Annotated in this window: 16 protein-coding genes; 10 read left to right on the forward strand and 6 right to left on the reverse strand. The window is 45.8% G+C overall.

What is annotated here, in order from left to right; all coding sequences use genetic code 11:
• The first annotated feature begins 32 nt into the window (after nucleotides 1-32).
• From A3773_RS12570 to A3773_RS12580, 3 genes are all read left to right on the forward strand, one after another.
• Nucleotides 33-353: a putative quinol monooxygenase gene (locus A3773_RS12570; RefSeq protein ID WP_067986540.1), complete on the forward strand. Its 321-nt coding sequence runs from the start codon at nucleotides 33-35 to the stop codon at nucleotides 351-353.
• A 578-nt stretch (nucleotides 354-931) separates the two neighbouring features.
• Nucleotides 932-2,518, forward strand: coding sequence for a peptide chain release factor 3 (locus A3773_RS12575; protein ID WP_067986543.1), 1,587 nt, complete (start codon nucleotides 932-934; stop codon nucleotides 2,516-2,518).
• Between the two features lie 58 nt (nucleotides 2,519-2,576).
• Entirely contained in the window at nucleotides 2,577-3,356 is a 780-nt protein-coding gene (locus A3773_RS12580; RefSeq protein WP_067986545.1) for a TatD family hydrolase, read from the forward strand.
• 13 nt (nucleotides 3,357-3,369) lie between these two features.
• Here A3773_RS12580 and A3773_RS12585 read toward each other — a convergent pair whose 3' ends face one another.
• Nucleotides 3,370-3,780, reverse strand: a complete 411-nt coding sequence (locus A3773_RS12585) for a hypothetical protein (protein WP_067986547.1) — start codon at nucleotides 3,778-3,780, stop codon at nucleotides 3,370-3,372.
• Nucleotides 3,781-3,802: 22 nt separating this feature from the next.
• Nucleotides 3,803-5,713: a beta-ketoacyl synthase gene (locus A3773_RS12590; protein WP_067986549.1), complete on the reverse strand. Its 1,911-nt coding sequence runs from the start codon at nucleotides 5,711-5,713 to the stop codon at nucleotides 3,803-3,805.
• Nucleotides 5,714-5,931: 218 nt separating this feature from the next.
• On the opposite strand from A3773_RS12590, the gene A3773_RS12595 reads away from it, so the two are divergent.
• Nucleotides 5,932-6,591, forward strand: coding sequence for a YiaD family glycine zipper/OmpA-like lipoprotein (locus A3773_RS12595; RefSeq protein WP_067986551.1), 660 nt, complete (start codon nucleotides 5,932-5,934; stop codon nucleotides 6,589-6,591).
• 46 nt (nucleotides 6,592-6,637) lie between these two features.
• Here the strand turns inward: A3773_RS12595 and A3773_RS12600 are convergent, their stop codons facing one another.
• Nucleotides 6,638-7,852, reverse strand: coding sequence for a flagellar assembly protein T N-terminal domain-containing protein (locus tag A3773_RS12600; protein ID WP_067986553.1), 1,215 nt, complete (start codon nucleotides 7,850-7,852; stop codon nucleotides 6,638-6,640).
• A gap of 162 nt (nucleotides 7,853-8,014) precedes the next feature.
• On the opposite strand from A3773_RS12600, the gene A3773_RS12605 reads away from it, so the two are divergent.
• Nucleotides 8,015-8,746 carry a FlgO family outer membrane protein gene (locus A3773_RS12605; RefSeq protein WP_067986555.1) on the forward strand — a complete coding sequence of 244 codons (732 nt, stop codon included), beginning with the start codon at nucleotides 8,015-8,017 and terminating at the stop codon, nucleotides 8,744-8,746.
• An 8-nt stretch (nucleotides 8,747-8,754) separates the two neighbouring features.
• Nucleotides 8,755-9,240 (forward strand): LPP20 family lipoprotein, encoded by a 486-nt coding sequence (locus A3773_RS12610; protein WP_067986557.1) that lies wholly within the window; start codon nucleotides 8,755-8,757, stop codon nucleotides 9,238-9,240.
• Between the two features lie 37 nt (nucleotides 9,241-9,277).
• On the opposite strand, the gene A3773_RS12615 is transcribed toward A3773_RS12610, so the two are convergent.
• From A3773_RS12615 to map, 3 genes are read right to left on the reverse strand one after another with little or no spacing between them, the layout of a single operon-like run.
• Nucleotides 9,278-9,571: a DUF1244 domain-containing protein gene (locus A3773_RS12615; RefSeq protein WP_067986559.1), complete on the reverse strand. Its 294-nt coding sequence runs from the start codon at nucleotides 9,569-9,571 to the stop codon at nucleotides 9,278-9,280.
• Nucleotides 9,572-9,583: 12 nt separating this feature from the next.
• Nucleotides 9,584-12,283 carry a [protein-PII] uridylyltransferase gene (locus tag A3773_RS12620; RefSeq protein WP_067986562.1) on the reverse strand — a complete coding sequence of 900 codons (2,700 nt, stop codon included), beginning with the start codon at nucleotides 12,281-12,283 and terminating at the stop codon, nucleotides 9,584-9,586.
• 44 nt (nucleotides 12,284-12,327) lie between these two features.
• Nucleotides 12,328-13,098 carry a type I methionyl aminopeptidase gene (gene map, locus A3773_RS12625; RefSeq protein ID WP_067986564.1) on the reverse strand — a complete coding sequence of 257 codons (771 nt, stop codon included), beginning with the start codon at nucleotides 13,096-13,098 and terminating at the stop codon, nucleotides 12,328-12,330.
• Between the two features lie 244 nt (nucleotides 13,099-13,342).
• On the opposite strand from map, the gene rpsB reads away from it, so the two are divergent.
• The 4 genes from rpsB to frr all read left to right on the forward strand — a co-directional run bounded on the left by rpsB (nucleotide 13,343) and on the right by frr (nucleotide 16,458).
• A complete protein-coding gene (gene rpsB, locus A3773_RS12630) occupies nucleotides 13,343-14,083 on the forward strand; it encodes a 30S ribosomal protein S2 (protein ID WP_067986565.1) in 741 nt (246 codons plus the stop codon).
• Nucleotides 14,084-14,194: 111 nt separating this feature from the next.
• Nucleotides 14,195-15,055, forward strand: coding sequence for a translation elongation factor Ts (gene tsf / locus A3773_RS12635; RefSeq protein ID WP_067986568.1), 861 nt, complete (start codon nucleotides 14,195-14,197; stop codon nucleotides 15,053-15,055).
• A gap of 97 nt (nucleotides 15,056-15,152) precedes the next feature.
• The gene (pyrH, locus tag A3773_RS12640; RefSeq protein ID WP_067986570.1) at nucleotides 15,153-15,911 is read left to right on the forward strand and encodes a UMP kinase; all 759 of its coding nucleotides are present in this window, start codon (nucleotides 15,153-15,155) and stop codon (nucleotides 15,909-15,911) included.
• A complete protein-coding gene (gene frr, locus A3773_RS12645) occupies nucleotides 15,901-16,458 on the forward strand; it encodes a ribosome recycling factor (RefSeq protein ID WP_067986572.1) in 558 nt (185 codons plus the stop codon). Before pyrH ends, frr begins: the two co-directional genes overlap by 11 nt.
• The last annotated feature ends 39 nt before the right edge of the window (nucleotides 16,459-16,497 follow it).

Consider the following 16,497-nt stretch of genomic DNA (forward strand, 5'->3'; position numbering starts at 1 on the left):
CCCCCTCCAGCTTATAGGAGCGATGAATTTAGATGATCCATGTGATCGCCACAATCAAAACAAACCTAGGGTGCAAAAATAAAGTGCTGGAAGCGTTGCTCGCAATTCAGCCTAAAGTGCTTTTGGAAGAGGGTTGTCACCAGTATGAGCCACTGGGTGATGTGCAAAGCGAACTGCCTCGGCCAGTACCGTTTCGATCAGACACTATAGTGCTTATAGAGCAGTGGGAATCTGTTGATCATCTTAAAGCTCATCTAGCAACACCTCTTCTGAAACAGTATCAGAAAACGGTGGAAGACTGGGTGCAGAGCGTCAGTTTACAAGTTTTAAAAAGCGTCGATAAATTGTTGTAATTTTTTAAGGGGACTGACGATTTAAAGCAGTAGATGTTGAATCTTTGGAAGTTTTTTCCTGCTATTTTAGCAAACAATAATATGACATGGGCTCTAGCTCTACTATTGCCTGTCGACCTAAACCGCTTATGCTTTGCTTGTTTGTCACGCAGTGTATTTAAGGTACCAAAATGGTTACATTGCTGGGTATTTAAGGCTTTTATGTAACTGTTTTGGCGCTTTATACTTGTTTCTTTTTTGGGGTGGGGTGAGTTGTTGCTCGTCTTGACGATGTGAAAGAAACAACGTTTAACCCCCTCCAATACTCGGTATGCCGACCAACTACAACTACACCCATTATGCGTGTAAGTCGACAGACGATCATCGTTTTTTGTAGCAAGAATGTGTGGTTTAGCCGCAGTTGCTCATGCGCGGGGCGTTAATGCTAACCAATTAAATAATCATTGATTGTTTATAAAGTCCAGATCAGCGAAAATAGCGGCCAATTACGATTAACATAATGGATGTCACACGCAAGGCGCCAAAAAAGGGGCTTTCTCACTGTGTACCGCTCCTGTCTAAACTAAAAGAATTTATTAATGGCCGATCAGCACTTTCTCGATGAAGTAAACAAGCGAAGAACCTTTGCTATTATCTCGCATCCTGATGCGGGTAAAACCACGATTACGGAAAAGCTCTTGTTGTTTGGACAGCTTATTCAGCAAGCGGGTACGGTTAAAGGTAAGAAAAGTGATCGCCATGCGACGTCTGACTGGATGTCGATGGAGCAGGAACGTGGTATCTCTATCACCTCTTCTGTGATGCAGTTTCCCTATAATGGACGCATGGTTAACCTGCTTGATACACCGGGCCATGAGGACTTCTCCGAGGATACTTACCGTACGTTGACCGCAGTCGATTCTGCCTTAATGGTGGTGGATGGCGCGAAAGGTGTCGAGGCGCGAACCATTAAGTTGATGGATGTGTGTCGTTTACGTGATACACCAATTTTTTCGTTTGTGAACAAGGTCGATCGAGAGATTCGTGATCCGATCGATCTATTGGATGAGATTGAGGAGGTGCTTAAAATTGAATCAGCACCGATCACTTGGCCAATAGAGATGGGGCCTCGTTTTAAAGGCATCTATAACCTTTATACCGATACGATTCATGTTTTTCAGCCTGGGCAGGGGCATACGATTCCTGAAGATGTGCGTATCTCTGGTTTAGAAAGTGATGAAGCTAAAGCGTTGTTAGGCGAGCTGTACGATGATTTTCTTGAAGAGATCGAGCTAGTACGTGGGGCGACGCATACCTATGATCAAGAGGCGTTTCTAGCAGGCCGATTGACACCGGTATTTTTTGGCACGGCGCTCGCTAACTTTGGTGTGCGTGAGATGTTGAATGATTTTGTTGAGTGGGCACCTGCGCCGATTGCACGCTCTGCTATTACTCGTCCAGTTGACCCTGCAGAAGATAAATTCAGTGGCTTTATCTTTAAAATCCAAGCGAATATGGATCCGAAACACCGTGACCGTATTGCGTTTATGCGTATCTGTTCAGGCAAATATACTAAGGGTATGAAGATGCGTCATAGCCGTATCAATAAGGATGTAAAAATCGCTGATGCGGTGACCTTTATTGCTGGCGACCGTGAAAACGTTGAAGAGGCGTGGTCGGGCGATATTATTGGCCTGCATAATCACGGCACTATTCAAATTGGTGATACATTTACAGCAGGCGAAGACCTTAAATTTACAGGTATTCCCCATTTCGCACCGGAGATGTTTCGTCGCGTACGTCCTTTAGATCCGCTGAAAATGAAGCAGCTCCAGAAAGGGTTGCAGCAGTTGTCCGAAGAGGGCGCTGTGCAGCTGTTTCAGCCTTTCAAAAACAACGACCTTATTTTGGGTGCGGTGGGTCAGTTACAGTTTGATGTGGTTGTTTTTCGTCTTAAGGATGAATACAAAGTTGACTGTAAATATGAGCCAATTAGTGTTCAGACGGCGCGTTGGGCTGATTGCGAAGATGAAAAAATACTGGCGGAGTTCCAGAAGAAAAACCATGATAATTTAGCCTTAGATGGCAGTGGTTTGCTCACCTACCTTGCGCCTACTCGGGTTAATTTGAGTTTGGCTGAAGAGCGTTGGCCTGATGTGGCATTTAGAGCTACACGGGAACACTGATCTGCATTAAGGCTTAGGCGCTCTTGCGTCTAAGCCTCCCTCCCTTTACTCTGCTGTAATGCAGCTTATTGATACCCATTGTCATATAGATTTTTCCTCGTTTGAACCGGTTCGAGCAGAGGTTTTGGCGCGCGCGGCTTCGGCCCATGTGAGCCATATTATTGTGCCTGGTGTTAATGCGTCTGGGTGGTCGAACCTGAAATCATTAGTGCTAAGAGAGGGGGAATTGACTCCCCATCTTCATATGGCGTTTGGGCTGCACCCCTGTTTTCTTAATGAACATCAAACGCAAGACCTTGATCAGTTAGCGGTCTTACTTGCATCGGACCCTGTCTGTGCCGTCGGTGAAATAGGGCTAGATCTATTTATTCCGCAGGCGGACCTCGACCAGCAGTTGCTATTTTTACGCCCTCAATTGGCTTTAGCAAACAAGTATCACCTGCCTGTTTTATTACATGTTAGAAAAGCCCATGATCTGATGCTAAAGCAGCTTAGGCGGTTTAAGCTTGCGCGTGGTGGGGTTGTACATGCGTTTTCTGGGAGTGAACAGCAGGCGCGCCAATATATCGAGTTAGGCTTTAAACTGGGGCTTGGTGGGGCGGTGACCTATGAGCGTGCGCAAAAGTTAAGGCGAACGGTGCAGGCTCTAGCACTAGAACATTTTGTTTTAGAAACGGATGCGCCTGATATGCCGTTAAGCGGTTATCAAGGTTTGCCTAATGAGCCTAGCCGAGTGCTAGATGTGGCGAACATTATTGCCGAAGTAAAAGGATGTACCCTTGAGGAGGTCGCTGCAACCACCACTAAGCAGGCGTTGCAGCTGTTTGATTTAGAGTAATAGCGGCTTACGCTTAACTGCCTGTGCTAAACAGATCTTCTTGTATGTTATTGAGTGTTCTCCACACAAGATCCGTTGTGTCGTTTTTAGGTACTTTAAAGTATCGACCCTCTCCACCCACCGGTGTCGCTTTATAGCGCTTGTCGTTGGGATTCATGATGATCAACATTAAAGATACCGGATAGTTAGGGCCTTTAACCTGTTGGTTATAGGCTTGTTCAATCGGGTTTAGTTGATCGCGAGAGGAGACAACTTTAGTCATGTCACGGCAGCGCTTACTGTCACCTTCACAGAAGAAGCGGTATTTTGTGTCGATGAGGTAATAGCTCGTATCACTTTCTGCTTTGAAGCTTGGTGTTATAGCATCCATACTTATGCAGCCATTAAGGCCGATGATCGCTGCTAGGATGATGAGTAAACGCATTGCCGGTTCCTTATAATATGAGTTAGCAGATATCGTCAAATGGGTTATCAATATCCAAGTTAATTGGATTGGCATAACCGGGCATCGTTATCTGTGTATCGCTAATGTTCAAGTCTTCTCCTTGGAGAACATTATGATCGTATAGATAGATAGGCTTCGCTTCGCCATGAAGTGAGGCTTGATCATACGCTGTAGCGGCTAATCGTGTTGCTTCTAATTTTGTTTCATAGGCCAGCAGCTGAGCTTTGCTGTAGCGTCGATTCAGCATGCCGCGAACAATATGGGGTGCGATGACCGGTGCTGAAGCGTTGTTGCCACCAAAGCCTTTAGAATTTAAGAACACGGTATCTATGCCTTCATGCCCAACTTCAATATGTTGATTACTTAGTAATAGATTGCTCTGGTGTACATCACTTGCGAATTCTGGGGTGGTTAAAATGCCCGGAATATAGCCGTATTTCCATGTGCCTAACGACGAGCTTAATTGGTCACCGCCGGCGGTGCCTTGGGAGTGTCCAATATAAGACTTGATGGCCGCTACCGGCCAGCTTTTAATCGCAAACGCTTTGGCTGTTTCGTTAATGACATGGGATTCAGTTACGCGGTTTTGCGGCGTGCTGGTACCGTGGGCTTGGACAAAGCTTCTTTGTTGTAATGATTCAGCCCCGAGCATCTTTTTGATGAGCGCTGCTGATTTTGCCAAGGTTATGTAATTACCAATGCCTGGTGCTGAGATCGATTTTTTATGTCCATCAGCATTCACAAAGACTTCGGGTACTGCGCCATATATTTCAGCACCCAGCTCAATCGCCAAGTCATCACTCATGAGAAGGACGAATTGGCTGCTTTCACTGATGGTGAAACCGCAGTTGTTACCGAAGGGGCGGCAGGCTTTACGATAGTCGTCTGCAGTGAGCTCTGAGAGGTTATCTAAGGCGAGTAGGTCTTTGTCTTCGGCTAAGGCGCCCATCGCCTTAAAGCCTTCAATAACCTCAGGCGTGACGGGTGCGTCACTTCCGCCAACCAGTACAACTTTACGTCGTCCTGAGCGAATATCGTTTACACCGCTGCGCAGGTTGTAGAGAAAGGTTGCACAGGCGCCTAACGCACCACCCGTCGTACCGACGTTACCCAAAATATAGGCATTCACAAAATCGGCGGGCATTTGGGCATAGCCAAGCGGCATCTGCTTCGACGTTGTACGTTTACCTAAGGCAGGGAATTTTGTTAAGCCACCAAAGCCAAAATCATCAAGCTGGCCTATAGAGTTGCTAGCGTAGACGGCGATCTGGTCAGGTGCCACGCTATTCGCGATCGTCTCAAAGGGGATGCCTGTTGAGGAGAGCGCATCAGATGCGGCAAAAACCGTCATTTGTAAGTTGCGTGGATGATTACGTGACTGGTATAGCTTGCCCGGTTGAAAACCGCTTGGTAGCTGTCCTGCGGATTGAACCGGTGCAGATTTACTATCGGGCAGTATCACGTCCATTTTTGACGTGACGCTGATATCAAATTGGCCCGGCGCTGTTTCAGTGACGGACCAGTTAGATGGAATCTCTTGCGGCATCTGTCTTTTGCGAAGGTGAAACTTAAGGGTGTCGTCTCCGCAGTTGAGGGTTGCCGCTTTGTTAAACATCACATGGTTAACGTCAAAGCTGCTTTTTTCAATCCGGCGAATGAGGGTGCTATCGAGTAATTGTGTCTTTAACTCTTTTATTAACGCGCTTGCATTGCACTCTACACCGTCCTGGTTTTTGTATTTTCCATCGGATGACGTGGCTAAACCTGTCAGTATGGCGAGGTCGGTCAGTGTCTCTTGGCGCGAGTGTTCATCGAGCTCTTCAATAATCAGTCGACGATATGCATGGTGAAAAGAAGCGCGCCCAGCAGGGTTTATACCACCAAAACCAACAATGACAGGAAGCTGGGACAATTGTATCTCCTCAAAACGAGTACTACGTAAAGTGACTAATGGTCAATACAGTGAATTGAGTATACGAAAAACTGTATTGCCGAAACAATTCGATTATTTTATCGGTGTTTCGCATGACTGACTAGCGGGAAGTCAGTTATTTATCTATTTTTTAGTCAGTGTTTATTCAGGCGGAGTAGAGTTATTATGGTGAAATAGTTATTTTTTTGGAGTTAGTTATGAAAAAACTGTTCGCAGTTTGTGTTGCCGGTGTTCTATTGAGTGGGTGTCAAACAATTGATCCGTATACAGGAGAACAGCAAGTAGGCAGCACAGCAAAAGGTGCTGGTATTGGCGCAGTGGCTGGTGCGGTGCTGGGTGCAGCTGTTTCCAGTAAATCTGATAGAGGGCGTGGCGCGTTGACGGGCGCACTTGTCGGTGGTGCTGTAGGCGGCGGTATTGGTTATTACATGGATCAACAGGAAGCGTTGTTGCGTCAAGAGCTTCAAGGTACAGGTGTGCAAGTTGAACGTATTGGCGATTCGATCCGTTTGATTATGCCCGGTAATATTACGTTTGCGCTTAATTCAGACCAGATTGCGAACAATTTTTATCCTGTTCTTGATTCCGTAACTAAAGTGTTAATGAAGTTTGATAAAACTGAGATGAATGTTGATGGCTTTACCGACAGTACAGGGTCGTTTGAGTACAACCAGCAATTATCTGAGCGACGTGCAGCTCGCGTTGCTGATTACCTAGCCAGCTCGGGTATCTCCCGACTTCGTGTTAATGCACGTGGCTTTGGTGAGCGTTACCCTGTTGCAGATAATAAGTCTGAAGCGGGTCGTGCTCAAAACCGCCGTGTTGAGATTAACATCAGCGGTACACGTACTAACTAGCACAGCTAAATACTCCCTTGTTATTGCAGGGGAGTATTAAATCGCCTTAACGTGCGATGGCTAAATCTCCTGGGCGTATATTGTGTGACTCTGCTGACGCATTGATATGGCCTGATGCGAATCCCATTTGTACATCATCGATCACCAAGGTTTGCTGTGTATTTGTTAACTGCGTGTTTGCCATCATTTGTGGAGTGAAAACCGTTGATGTGCGGTAAACCGTTAGTTTATCGCCCCGCTTTAGGCCTTGTTGTTTGCCTGCATTTATCCAAATCGTACGGTCTTCAACCTGAGTGATACGTGTGGTGAATGGCTCACAGCGCAATTCGGTGGCTATTTCGGACGCAATGGTGTCTTCCAGCGCTCTTACTTTCTTTCCGTAGTCCTGTTTAGTAAACCCCGGCGTTGCAAAGCCTGTTGATATGGTGCGGTCAAGGCTCCATAAGCCCGCTGTCTGGTAATGTTTCTGTGAGATTAGGTGGCCAGAGAAGCCGTCGTGGATAAATAGGTCTATCTCAAAATTTCGTAGATGTCGTTTGCTTTTGAAATCTAGTTTGTTGTAAAGGTCCATAAAATAATTATCTTCGGCATGGGTGCGTGGATCGACCATGGCGATATCACGGATGACGCCCGAAACAACATAATTTACATCTAACTGCCCAATAGTATTGAGCATACTGGTGAGCTTGCCATCATTCAGTTGTGATGTGCTTGCTTGGCTGGGATTGGGGTAAAGGTTGATTAAGCCTGCGTTGTAGCTAATGGTTTGCCCTTTGCTGTTAAAGCGTTGGCTCAGCTGGGCCGGTAGTGCGCTGCTAATATTATGCAAACCGCCGAGATTGGCTTGGCTGAGTTGTTGTAAGGGGAAGGCGGCAACGGCTATGGTTTTTTTATAGTGATTGCTACTGCCATTGCTACACCCTTCATCAATATCTACGTTGGCTTTTATACGAACGTAGAGCGTTGTGCCGATGATTTTTTCCTCAACAATTTCAATGTTCGATACTTGGCCTAAAGTGCTAATCTGCATATTGTCGATTTCAAGAATGCCATCTCGGACGACTTGGCTACTCGATACATAAACAGCCGCTTGCATGGAGGCTTGTTGAGAGGCGTCTCGAATCGCTGCTTCGCGTGCAGAGGTTATATCCTTGTTTGCGATGATCGCTTGCCCTTCGGCTTCGACAGTCACTGCTTGAGCCTGGGTAATTAAGGATAAGAGTAAGCTAACAATAAGAAAATTCAGTGTTTTATTAAACATATCTGCCTAATGACCGATTACTAGAAGAGGTCGAGTATATAATTAATCGTTTCCAGAACAGTATTTTATTGTGTCTCTGTTGTAAACGGTTTAAGTCGACTCCCTATGCTGGGTGGATTATGTTAGATTGTCGAGCTTAACCTTTTGAGTTTGGATGTCAGGATGAAAAAGATTTTACTGCTGTTAATGGTTTGCTTTTTAAGCGGATGCTTCCAGCAGCTTAATACCCAAGATAAGCAGCCTGAAAAGGTGCATATTGAAAGTATGAATCCTGAGGTGATAGAACAGCTGCATCAGCTGGAGCAGGCTCATATTGCTGAGAAAAAAGCGCTGTTAGAAAAAGAGCGATCCATGTTGCAGCGTCAGGTTGTACAGGTCGAAACTTTACCTAATGGGTTAGATCCGATTAGTGAAGCGGTGGCTCAGATGGCGGTCCAGATGAATGCTGGATTACAGCAAAATAGAGTGAAGCGTTTTCCGATTGCGGTGATACCGTTCACTAACTTACATAATGGACGTAAGGTGGGGCGCTTTGGTGAGCGCTTGGAACAGGGGTTTATCTATCAGTTGCAGCAGCATGGTTACAACCTTGTTGATTACCGTGCAACGGGATTGACGACGTCGACGAAACAGCCTTTGTCTAAGCAAAATCTATCTGGTTTGCGTACGCGCTATAAAGTGTATTTCTTGGTAACGGGAACCTATGCTCAGCATTCGGATGGGTTGGTTATTAATGCGCGAGTTATTGATACAACAACGCGACAAGTGTTAGCGACAGGGCAGAGCCATATCGCTAATGAGCGTTTAGAAGGTGCTATTCCAGGTTATAATCCATTGGAAGCTCTGAATCAGGGGCTAATTATTGAAAATCGTGGCGGCCCTGTAGGTAGGTAAGAATAATAATGAAAAAAGCGATAGGTAAATCTCTACAGCGTGTAGCATTTGTGGTTTTTATGCCGGTGCTTTTCGTTATTCAGGGGTGTGAGACGGTGGTTGAATCCACTGTTGATATGGTTGAGGCGCTGCCTGATATTAATTTTCCACCGAGTGTTGAAGAACCTAAAGCGCCTAATTGGGTGCGTGCCACCGGCTATGCCCCGATTAGCTTACAGCCAGGGCAAACCCAGCAACATAAAGTCTTAATGGCGATGCGCGCATCAAAACTGCGCGCTTACCAGGAGCTGGCCGGGGTTGTTCATGGCCAGTATATGTTTGGTACGACCACTGTTAAAGATATGGTGTTGCAAAGCGACCAATTTAAAACAGCCGTATCCGGTATTGTCCGTGGTGCGCGGGTGATTAAAACCTTCCCCGTTCAGGAAGACACCTATGCGACGACGCTTGAAGTGGATATGAATCAAGTGCAGCGGGCGTGGATTAGTCACTAAAAGCTACTGAACAGGTTAGCGCTGTTCAGTATTGATGTTACTTATTTTGGGCTGCTTCAAATGCCGCGAGTTGTTCAGCGGTTGCTTTCGCTTGATGCTTTTCCTTCCAGCTATCGTAAGGTTCGCCGTAAACTAGCTCCCTTGCGGCTTCATAATCGATCTCTTCCCCTCGTTTCTCCGCTTCTGCTTTGTACCACTTGCTAAGGCAGTTGCGGCAAAAGCCAGCGAGAATCATTAGATCAATATTTTGTACGTCCTTTCTATTATCCAGATGCGCTAAAAGACGGCGAAAAACGGCCGCTTCTATCTCATTTTGTTTATTTTGGTCCATAGTCGCTCACCCCTATTGTTCATGCTGAATAGTTTCATCGAGTTGATGGCATATGTCGTCTTGCAGTGTTTGGCATAACTGTGGGTCTGCAAGTGGATTGCCCTCATCATCTGTGATGAAAAAGAAATCCTCTACTTTCTCGCCCACGCTGGTGATTCTTGCTTTTCGGACGGAGAGGTTGTGTTCAGCAAAGATGCCGCCAATGCGTGCCAGTAGACCTGGGCGGTCCGGTGTGATCACCTCAAGCACGGTTTGTTGGGATACGGAATCGTTGCTTAGGTATACCTGTGTAGGTGTTGCAAAGAGTTTCATTTGACGAGGTACGCGCCGTTGGATGATGTCCGGGTAATCATCTGGGTCGTCCAGCTCTTCGATCAGTCGCTGTTTTATTTGCGAGAGATGGTCAGGGTTTTCGGAGAGAGGGGTGTTGTCATCAGATAATACGGTGTAGGTATTTAAGACTTCATCGCAGTCGGTAACAATGATACGTGCGTCCTGAATGTTGAGGTGTAGCTGGTCCATCGTCGACACAGTTGCGGCGAACAGGTTTTTGAAATCTTGGCTGTAGATAAAGATCTCTGTGGCCCCTTCAAATACCCGGTGCGATGTTTGCCTAATAAGGACTAATGGCTCATGCGGCCTATCGTGCTCTATGATTGCTTTTGTGTGTTCGGCGATGCTCTGCGAGGTTTCGCGTAAGAAGTAATCATCCCCGATGGAGCGCCAAAGCTCTTTGAAATTGTCAGGGTTCACACCTTGGCGTTTAAGGATAACTAATGCTTCATTCTGTACCTGTTCAATCCGGTCCTCTTTGTTAATTGGATTTTCAAGGCCGCGTCTTAGGGCACGTTTGGTGTCGGTATATAGTTTGCGCATCAGCGTGGCGCGCCAGCTATTCCAAAGCGTTTGGTTGGTTGCGTGAATGTCGGCGATCGTTAAAACATACAGGTAATCAAGGTGCATAACATCACGCACCTGTTTTGCGAATCGGTGGATAACCTCAGGGTCTGAAATGTCTTTTCGTTGGGCGGTCATCGACATGAGTAGGTGGTTTCGTACCAGCCAAGCGACAAGGTGGCTGTCCCATTTGCCTAAATGGTGATTTTCACAGAATTCCATCGCATCTTCTGCGCCTAAGTCGGAGTGGTCGCCGCCGCGGCCTTTTGCGATGTCATGGAAAAGGGCTGCAATATAGAGCAGTTCAACTTTAGGCAGTTGGTTGACAATCCTGTGGGCGATAGGAAACTCTTCGCGGGCATCGTTGTGTCTAAATTGCCGGCAGTTTTGAATAACCTTCATGGTATGTGCATCAACGGTATAGATATGAAACAGGTCGTGCTGCATCTGGCCTATAATGCTGCCAAAGGCGGGGAGGTAGCGTCCTAAAATACCGTAGCGAGTCATCAGTTTGAGCTGAGTGGAAACCCGTTCGGGTGAGCGCATTAGCTCCATAAAGAGGCTGGTATTACGGATGTCGTTTCTGAAATCGTCATCGACTCTATAGCTGTTGTCGCGAAGTAGGCGGATAGTCGATGCTCTAACGCCGGCAATGTTTTCGTTTTGTGCTAGAAGGACAAAAAGTTCCATTAGCGCAAAGGGGTGATGTTCGAAAACTTTATCGTAGGTGACTTCTAAAAAGTCGTTATGAATTTGAAAACGATTGTTGAGCGGTTTGATAACCTGTTCTTCATCGGCACGCAGAATTGCTTCATCAAAGTGCTGTAGTAGCAGTCCGTTGAATACCGACATCGCCATGGCAATACGGTAATACTTACTCATAAACTGTTCGACCGCTAATTTTCCATCTTCGTCTTCGTAGCCGAAAAAATTAGCCAATTCCCGCTGATGGTCAAAGAGTAAGCGGTCTTCGCGGCGTTTGCATATCATGTGTAGGGCGTATCTGACCGACCAGAGGTAGAGTTCACCTTTATTTAGCAGATCAAGCTCCGACTCGGTTAAGAAGCCGTCTTCTACTAAGTCGCGGATATAGGTTGAACCAAAATGCCGCTTTGCGACCCAGCCGATGGTTTGTAAGTCTCGAAGGCCACCGGGTGAGTTTTTTAGATTGGGCTCTAGGTTGTATTCAGTATTATTGGTTTTTGCGTGCCGCTCTTTTTGCTCTTTTAACTTGGCGATAAAGAACTCTTTGTCGGTCCATGCCCCCTCGGATGTAACCTTGTCATACATTTCAGTATGTAGATCATTATTGCCGACCAGTGTTCTAGACTCGATTAAGTTGGTGGCAATGGTGATATCTTTTTGGGCTTCGTTATAGCATTCGCTTAATGTGCGTACGCTGGAGCCAATGTCGAGATTAATATCCCATAGCAGGGTTAAAAAGCCACTTATGGCGTCGTGGTGCTGCTCTGGGTTTAATGTATCGCTTAAAAGGATAAGCAGGTCAACGTCGGAGTGTGGATGTAATTCGCCACGACCGTAGCCGCCTACAGCGATCAGTGCGATTTGGTTCTCAGGCCATTCGAACTGATCCCATGCGCTTTGCAGGATGCGGTCGATCTCCCATGCGCGGCCGTAGACCAGCTTTCTTATGTCTTCACCTGCTTTAAAGCGCTCATCTAGGTTGTTGTGTATCTCTTTGAGTGCCTCTTTATAAACAGGAATTGGTGATTTTGCTGAAGCGAGTTTGTTCTGAAAGTCGCTGAGATTGATGATCTCTGTTTCGGCAAGTTGCTGTTGTAAAGTGATTGGCATTGAGCATAACCTTTAGTTAGTAGCGCTTACGTTGCTGGAGAGACTTAAAGTGTATCGTCAGGTCTAAGTGTTAACACTTCATAACCATACGCAGTCACTAATATGGTGTGTTCCCACTGAGCGGATAAGCGGCGATCGCTTGTTTCAACGGTCCAGCCATCCTTCTTTGATAGTTTGACTTGGCGCTTACCTGCGTTAATCATCGGCTCGATGGTGAAGATCATGCCTTCTTCCAGCACTTCTCCCGTATCGGGGCGGCCGTAATGTAAAACTTGAGGCTCTTCGTGAAATTCATCTCCTATCCCATGGCCGCAGTATTCACGTACAACGCTATAATGATTCTCTTCTGCGTAGGTTTGGATTACATGGCCTATATCGCCTAGTCGAGCGCCGGGTTTCACTAAACGAATGCCGCGGTACATGCACTCTAACGTAACATCTACTAAGCGGCGGGCATGGGGGAGTTCTTTACCAACAAAAAACATTTTGCTGGTATCGCCATGATAACCGTCTTTGATGACGGTAATATCAATATTAATGATGTCATTGTTTTTGAGGGGTTTGTCATTGGGAATGCCGTGGCAGACCACTTGATTAACCGATGTGCAGATCGATTTTGGGAAGCCGTGATAATTAAGCGGTGCAGGAATGGCTTGTTGCTCGTTGACGATGTAGTCATGGCAGATCTGGTTGAGCTCATTGGTGGTGACACCGACTTTAATAAAGGGCTCTATCATGACTAAAACATCGGCAGCTAAACGGCCTGCGATGCGCATTTTTTCGATCTCTTCTGGGGTTTTAATCTTGATGCTCATAGCTGCCGGAATATCCTTTTAGTTCTTGTGAGTACTGTAGGTAAAAAATAACTGGGGGGGGATTGTATCAATCAACTGAGGTTAAAAGAAATAAGCTTTATCTCTAAGGGTAGTTATGGTATAAATCCGCGCTCAATTTGCATAAGCAAAAATGTCACACACGTGCCGACACAATGTTCAGGGTGCCTTCGGGTTGAATGTTGGGGTTCGTGGAGGTCTAACCCAAAACATTTAGGAAAAAACAATGGCTAAAACTACTATGCGTGACCTGCTTAAAGCAGGCGTTCACTTCGGTCACCAGACTCGTTACTGGAACCCGAAAATGTCAAAATTCATTTTTGGCGCTCGTAACAAAATCCATATCATCAACCTAGAGCACACACTTCCTGCTCTTAATGGTGCATTGGATAGCATCCAGAACATGGCATCAAACAAAAATAAAGTTCTTTTTGTTGGTACTAAACGTGCTGCAAGCAAAATCATTAAAGAAGAAGCTAGCCGTGCAGGTATGCCATACGTTAACCACCGTTGGTTAGGTGGTATGCTGACTAACTACAAGACTATTCGTCAGTCTATCCGTCGTCTTCGTGATCTAGAATCACAGAGCCAAGACGGTACGTTTGAAAAGCTAACTAAGAAAGAAGCTTTGATGCGTCAGCGTGAAATGGAAAAGCTAGAGCGTTCTATCGGTGGTATTAAAGAGATGGGCGGTCTGCCTGATGCTCTTTTTGTAATCGATGTTGATCATGAACGTATCGCTGTAAATGAAGCAAACAAGCTAGGTATCCCTGTTATAGGTGTTGTTGATACTAACAGTAACCCTGATGGTATTGACGTTATTATTCCTGGTAACGATGATGCATTGCGCGCTATTCAGATTTACGTTAAGTCCGCTGCTGATGCATGCCTTGAAGGTTCAGGTGCTGGTGCTGGCGACAAAAACGAATTCGTAGAAGTTGAAGAGACACCAGCTGCGGCTGAGTAATCTGACTGTAAACACAGTTAATTATTCTCTTTGATGACTTAAAGAGGGGGCTAGGCCCCCTTTTTTGGATTTTTGGATTAATCCACGACTATTTTATTAGGGGTATCGATAATGGCGAAGATTTCCGCTGCAATGGTTAAAGATCTGCGTGACCGTACTGGTCTAGGCATGATGGAATGTAAAAAAGCGCTTCAGGGAACTGATGGCGATATAGATAAAGCGATCGAAGAACTGCGTAAAGCATCCGGCATGAAAGCAGCTAAAAAAGCGGGCCGTACGGCTGCTGAAGGTGTTGTTTTGGTTAAAGTTGCTGATGACAATAGTTATGCGGTTGCGGTAGAAATTAACTCTGAAACTGACTTCGCTGCGCGTGATGAAGGTTTCCTAGCGTTTTCAAATGTTGTTCTTGATAAAGCATTTGCTTCTAAAGAGACTAACGTTGAAGCGTTGATGGCTGGTGAATTGACAGATGCACGTGATGCGTTGGTTCAGAAAATCGGTGAGAACATCGGTGTGCGTCGTGTTTTCCTAGTTGAAGGCGGTGTTGTTGCTGCTTATGTGCATAGTAATAGTAAGATTGCTGCAGTTGTTCAGCTTGAAGGCGGTAACGCTGAAACGGCTAAAGATATTGCTATGCATGTTACTGCGGTTAATCCTCAGGTTGTAAGTAAAGAAGATATGCCTGAAGATGTCGTAGCTAAAGAGAAAGAGATCATTCTTGCTCAGCCAGATATGGCTAGCAAACCAGCAGAGATTGCTGAGAAAATGATTGTAGGTCGTATTAATAAATTCTTGGCTGAGAATAGCTTGGTAGAACAAGCATTCGTTAAAAATCCTGAACTTAAAGTAGGTCAGGTTGCTAAAGATGCTGGCGCGACTGTTAAATCTTTTACTCGCGTAGAAGTGGGTGAAGGTATTGAAGTCGAAGAAGTGGATTTTGCTGCTGAAGTTGCCGCTCAATTGAAAGGCTAACTTGCTGTAAAACCTTCCGATTGCGCATGTTCTGCATGCGCAATCCTCCCTTTTCCTGATACACTATCCTGATCTCAATTTCTGCGGAGATAGACGGATGCCATCTACCGAAAAACGGTCCAAATATAAACGTATTCTGCTCAAATTGAGCGGCGAAGCCCTAATGGGCGAAGAAAGCTTTGGTATAGATTCCAATGTCCTCAATCGAATGGCGCTCGAAATTGGCCAATTGGTTGGTATAGGTGTGCAGGTCGGTATGGTGATCGGTGGCGGGAACTTATTCCGCGGTGCGGCACTTAATGCGGCCGGCCTAGATCGAGTTACAGGCGATCACATGGGAATGCTTGCTACCGTTATGAATGCATTGGCTATGCGTGATGCATTAGAACGTAGCAATATCAATACGCGTGTTATGTCTGCCATTCCTATGAGTGGTGTTGTTGATCATTACGATCGTCGAAACGCTATACGTTACCTAAATCAAGGTGATGTAGTGATTTTTGCTGCGGGCACAGGTAATCCATTTTTTACAACAGATTCTGCCGCCTGTTTGCGTGGTATCGAAATCGATGCGGATGTTGTGTTAAAAGCAACAAAGGTCGATGGCGTATATACCGCTGATCCAGTCAAAGATCCTACGGCGAGACGTTACCTTCATCTGAACTATGATGAGGTTCTTGAGCAGCAGTTGGGTGTAATGGATCTAACAGCGATCTGTTTGACGCGCGACCACAATATGCCTGTTCGTGTTTTTAATATGAATAAATCAGGTGCTTTGGCTAACCTTGTTGTAGGTGGTAGTGAAGGTACTTTGATTGATTGCAGTGAAACGGTTGGAGAAAAATATGCTGAATGAAATCACTCAGGATGCTTCCGAACGCATGCAGAAGAGCTTAGATGCTCTAGTAAATAATTTTAAAAAGATCCGTACTGGACGTGCTCACCCAAGTATTTTGGAAGGTGTGCAGGTTTCTTATTACGGGTCTGATGTTCCTTTGAGTCAAGTGGCAAACATCTCGGTTGAAGATGGTCGCACCTTGTCTATCGTGCCTTGGGAAAAACCTATGGTACCGGTCATTGAAAAAGCAATTATGAGCTCGAACTTGGGTCTTAATCCTGCAACTGCCGGTGAGAACATTCGTGTTCCTATGCCACCTTTGACAGAAGAAACGCGTAAGGGCTACATCAAGCAAGCGCGGTCCGAAGCTGAAAACGCACGTGTCTCTGTACGAAATGTGCGTCGTGATGCGAATGGTGATTTGAAAGACCTTTTAAAAGAGAAGGAAATTACTGAAGATGATCAGCGTCGTGGCGAAGATCAGATTCAGAAAATCACGGACAAGTATGTTGCGGAAGTCGATGCGCTTCTGGAGCAGAAAGAAAAAGATCTAATGGAAATTTGATCGTAGCAGCGGTGCTGCAAAGTGCCGCTGAATTTATGT

The organism is Neptuniibacter pectenicola (genome assembly GCF_001597735.1).
GTDB classification, from domain to species: domain Bacteria; phylum Pseudomonadota; class Gammaproteobacteria; order Pseudomonadales; family Balneatricaceae; genus Neptuniibacter; species Neptuniibacter pectenicola.

Excerpts from the sequence above, each read along its gene's own strand:
- A3773_RS12615 (WP_067986559.1), bottom strand. The coding sequence starts at position 9,571 with ATGGACCAAAATAAACAAAATGAGATAGAAGCGGCCGTTTTTCGCCGT.
- A3773_RS12620 (WP_067986562.1), bottom strand. The coding sequence starts at position 12,283 with ATGCCAATCACTTTACAACAGCAACTTGCCGAAACAGAGATCATCAAT.
- A3773_RS12580 (WP_067986545.1), top strand. The coding sequence starts at position 2,577 with ATGCAGCTTATTGATACCCATTGTCATATAGATTTTTCCTCGTTTGAA.
- A3773_RS12600 (WP_067986553.1), bottom strand. The coding sequence starts at position 7,852 with ATGTTTAATAAAACACTGAATTTTCTTATTGTTAGCTTACTCTTATCC.
- tsf (WP_067986568.1), top strand. The coding sequence starts at position 14,195 with ATGGCGAAGATTTCCGCTGCAATGGTTAAAGATCTGCGTGACCGTACT.
- frr (WP_067986572.1), top strand. The coding sequence starts at position 15,901 with ATGCTGAATGAAATCACTCAGGATGCTTCCGAACGCATGCAGAAGAGC.
- A3773_RS12585 (WP_067986547.1), bottom strand. The coding sequence starts at position 3,780 with ATGCGTTTACTCATCATCCTAGCAGCGATCATCGGCCTTAATGGCTGC.
- rpsB (WP_067986565.1), top strand. The coding sequence starts at position 13,343 with ATGGCTAAAACTACTATGCGTGACCTGCTTAAAGCAGGCGTTCACTTC.
- A3773_RS12610 (WP_067986557.1), top strand. The coding sequence starts at position 8,755 with ATGAAAAAAGCGATAGGTAAATCTCTACAGCGTGTAGCATTTGTGGTT.
- map (WP_067986564.1), bottom strand. The coding sequence starts at position 13,098 with ATGAGCATCAAGATTAAAACCCCAGAAGAGATCGAAAAAATGCGCATC.
- pyrH (WP_067986570.1), top strand. The coding sequence starts at position 15,153 with ATGCCATCTACCGAAAAACGGTCCAAATATAAACGTATTCTGCTCAAA.
- A3773_RS12595 (WP_067986551.1), top strand. The coding sequence starts at position 5,932 with ATGAAAAAACTGTTCGCAGTTTGTGTTGCCGGTGTTCTATTGAGTGGG.
- A3773_RS12570 (WP_067986540.1), top strand. The coding sequence starts at position 33 with ATGATCCATGTGATCGCCACAATCAAAACAAACCTAGGGTGCAAAAAT.
- A3773_RS12575 (WP_067986543.1), top strand. The coding sequence starts at position 932 with ATGGCCGATCAGCACTTTCTCGATGAAGTAAACAAGCGAAGAACCTTT.
- A3773_RS12605 (WP_067986555.1), top strand. The coding sequence starts at position 8,015 with ATGAAAAAGATTTTACTGCTGTTAATGGTTTGCTTTTTAAGCGGATGC.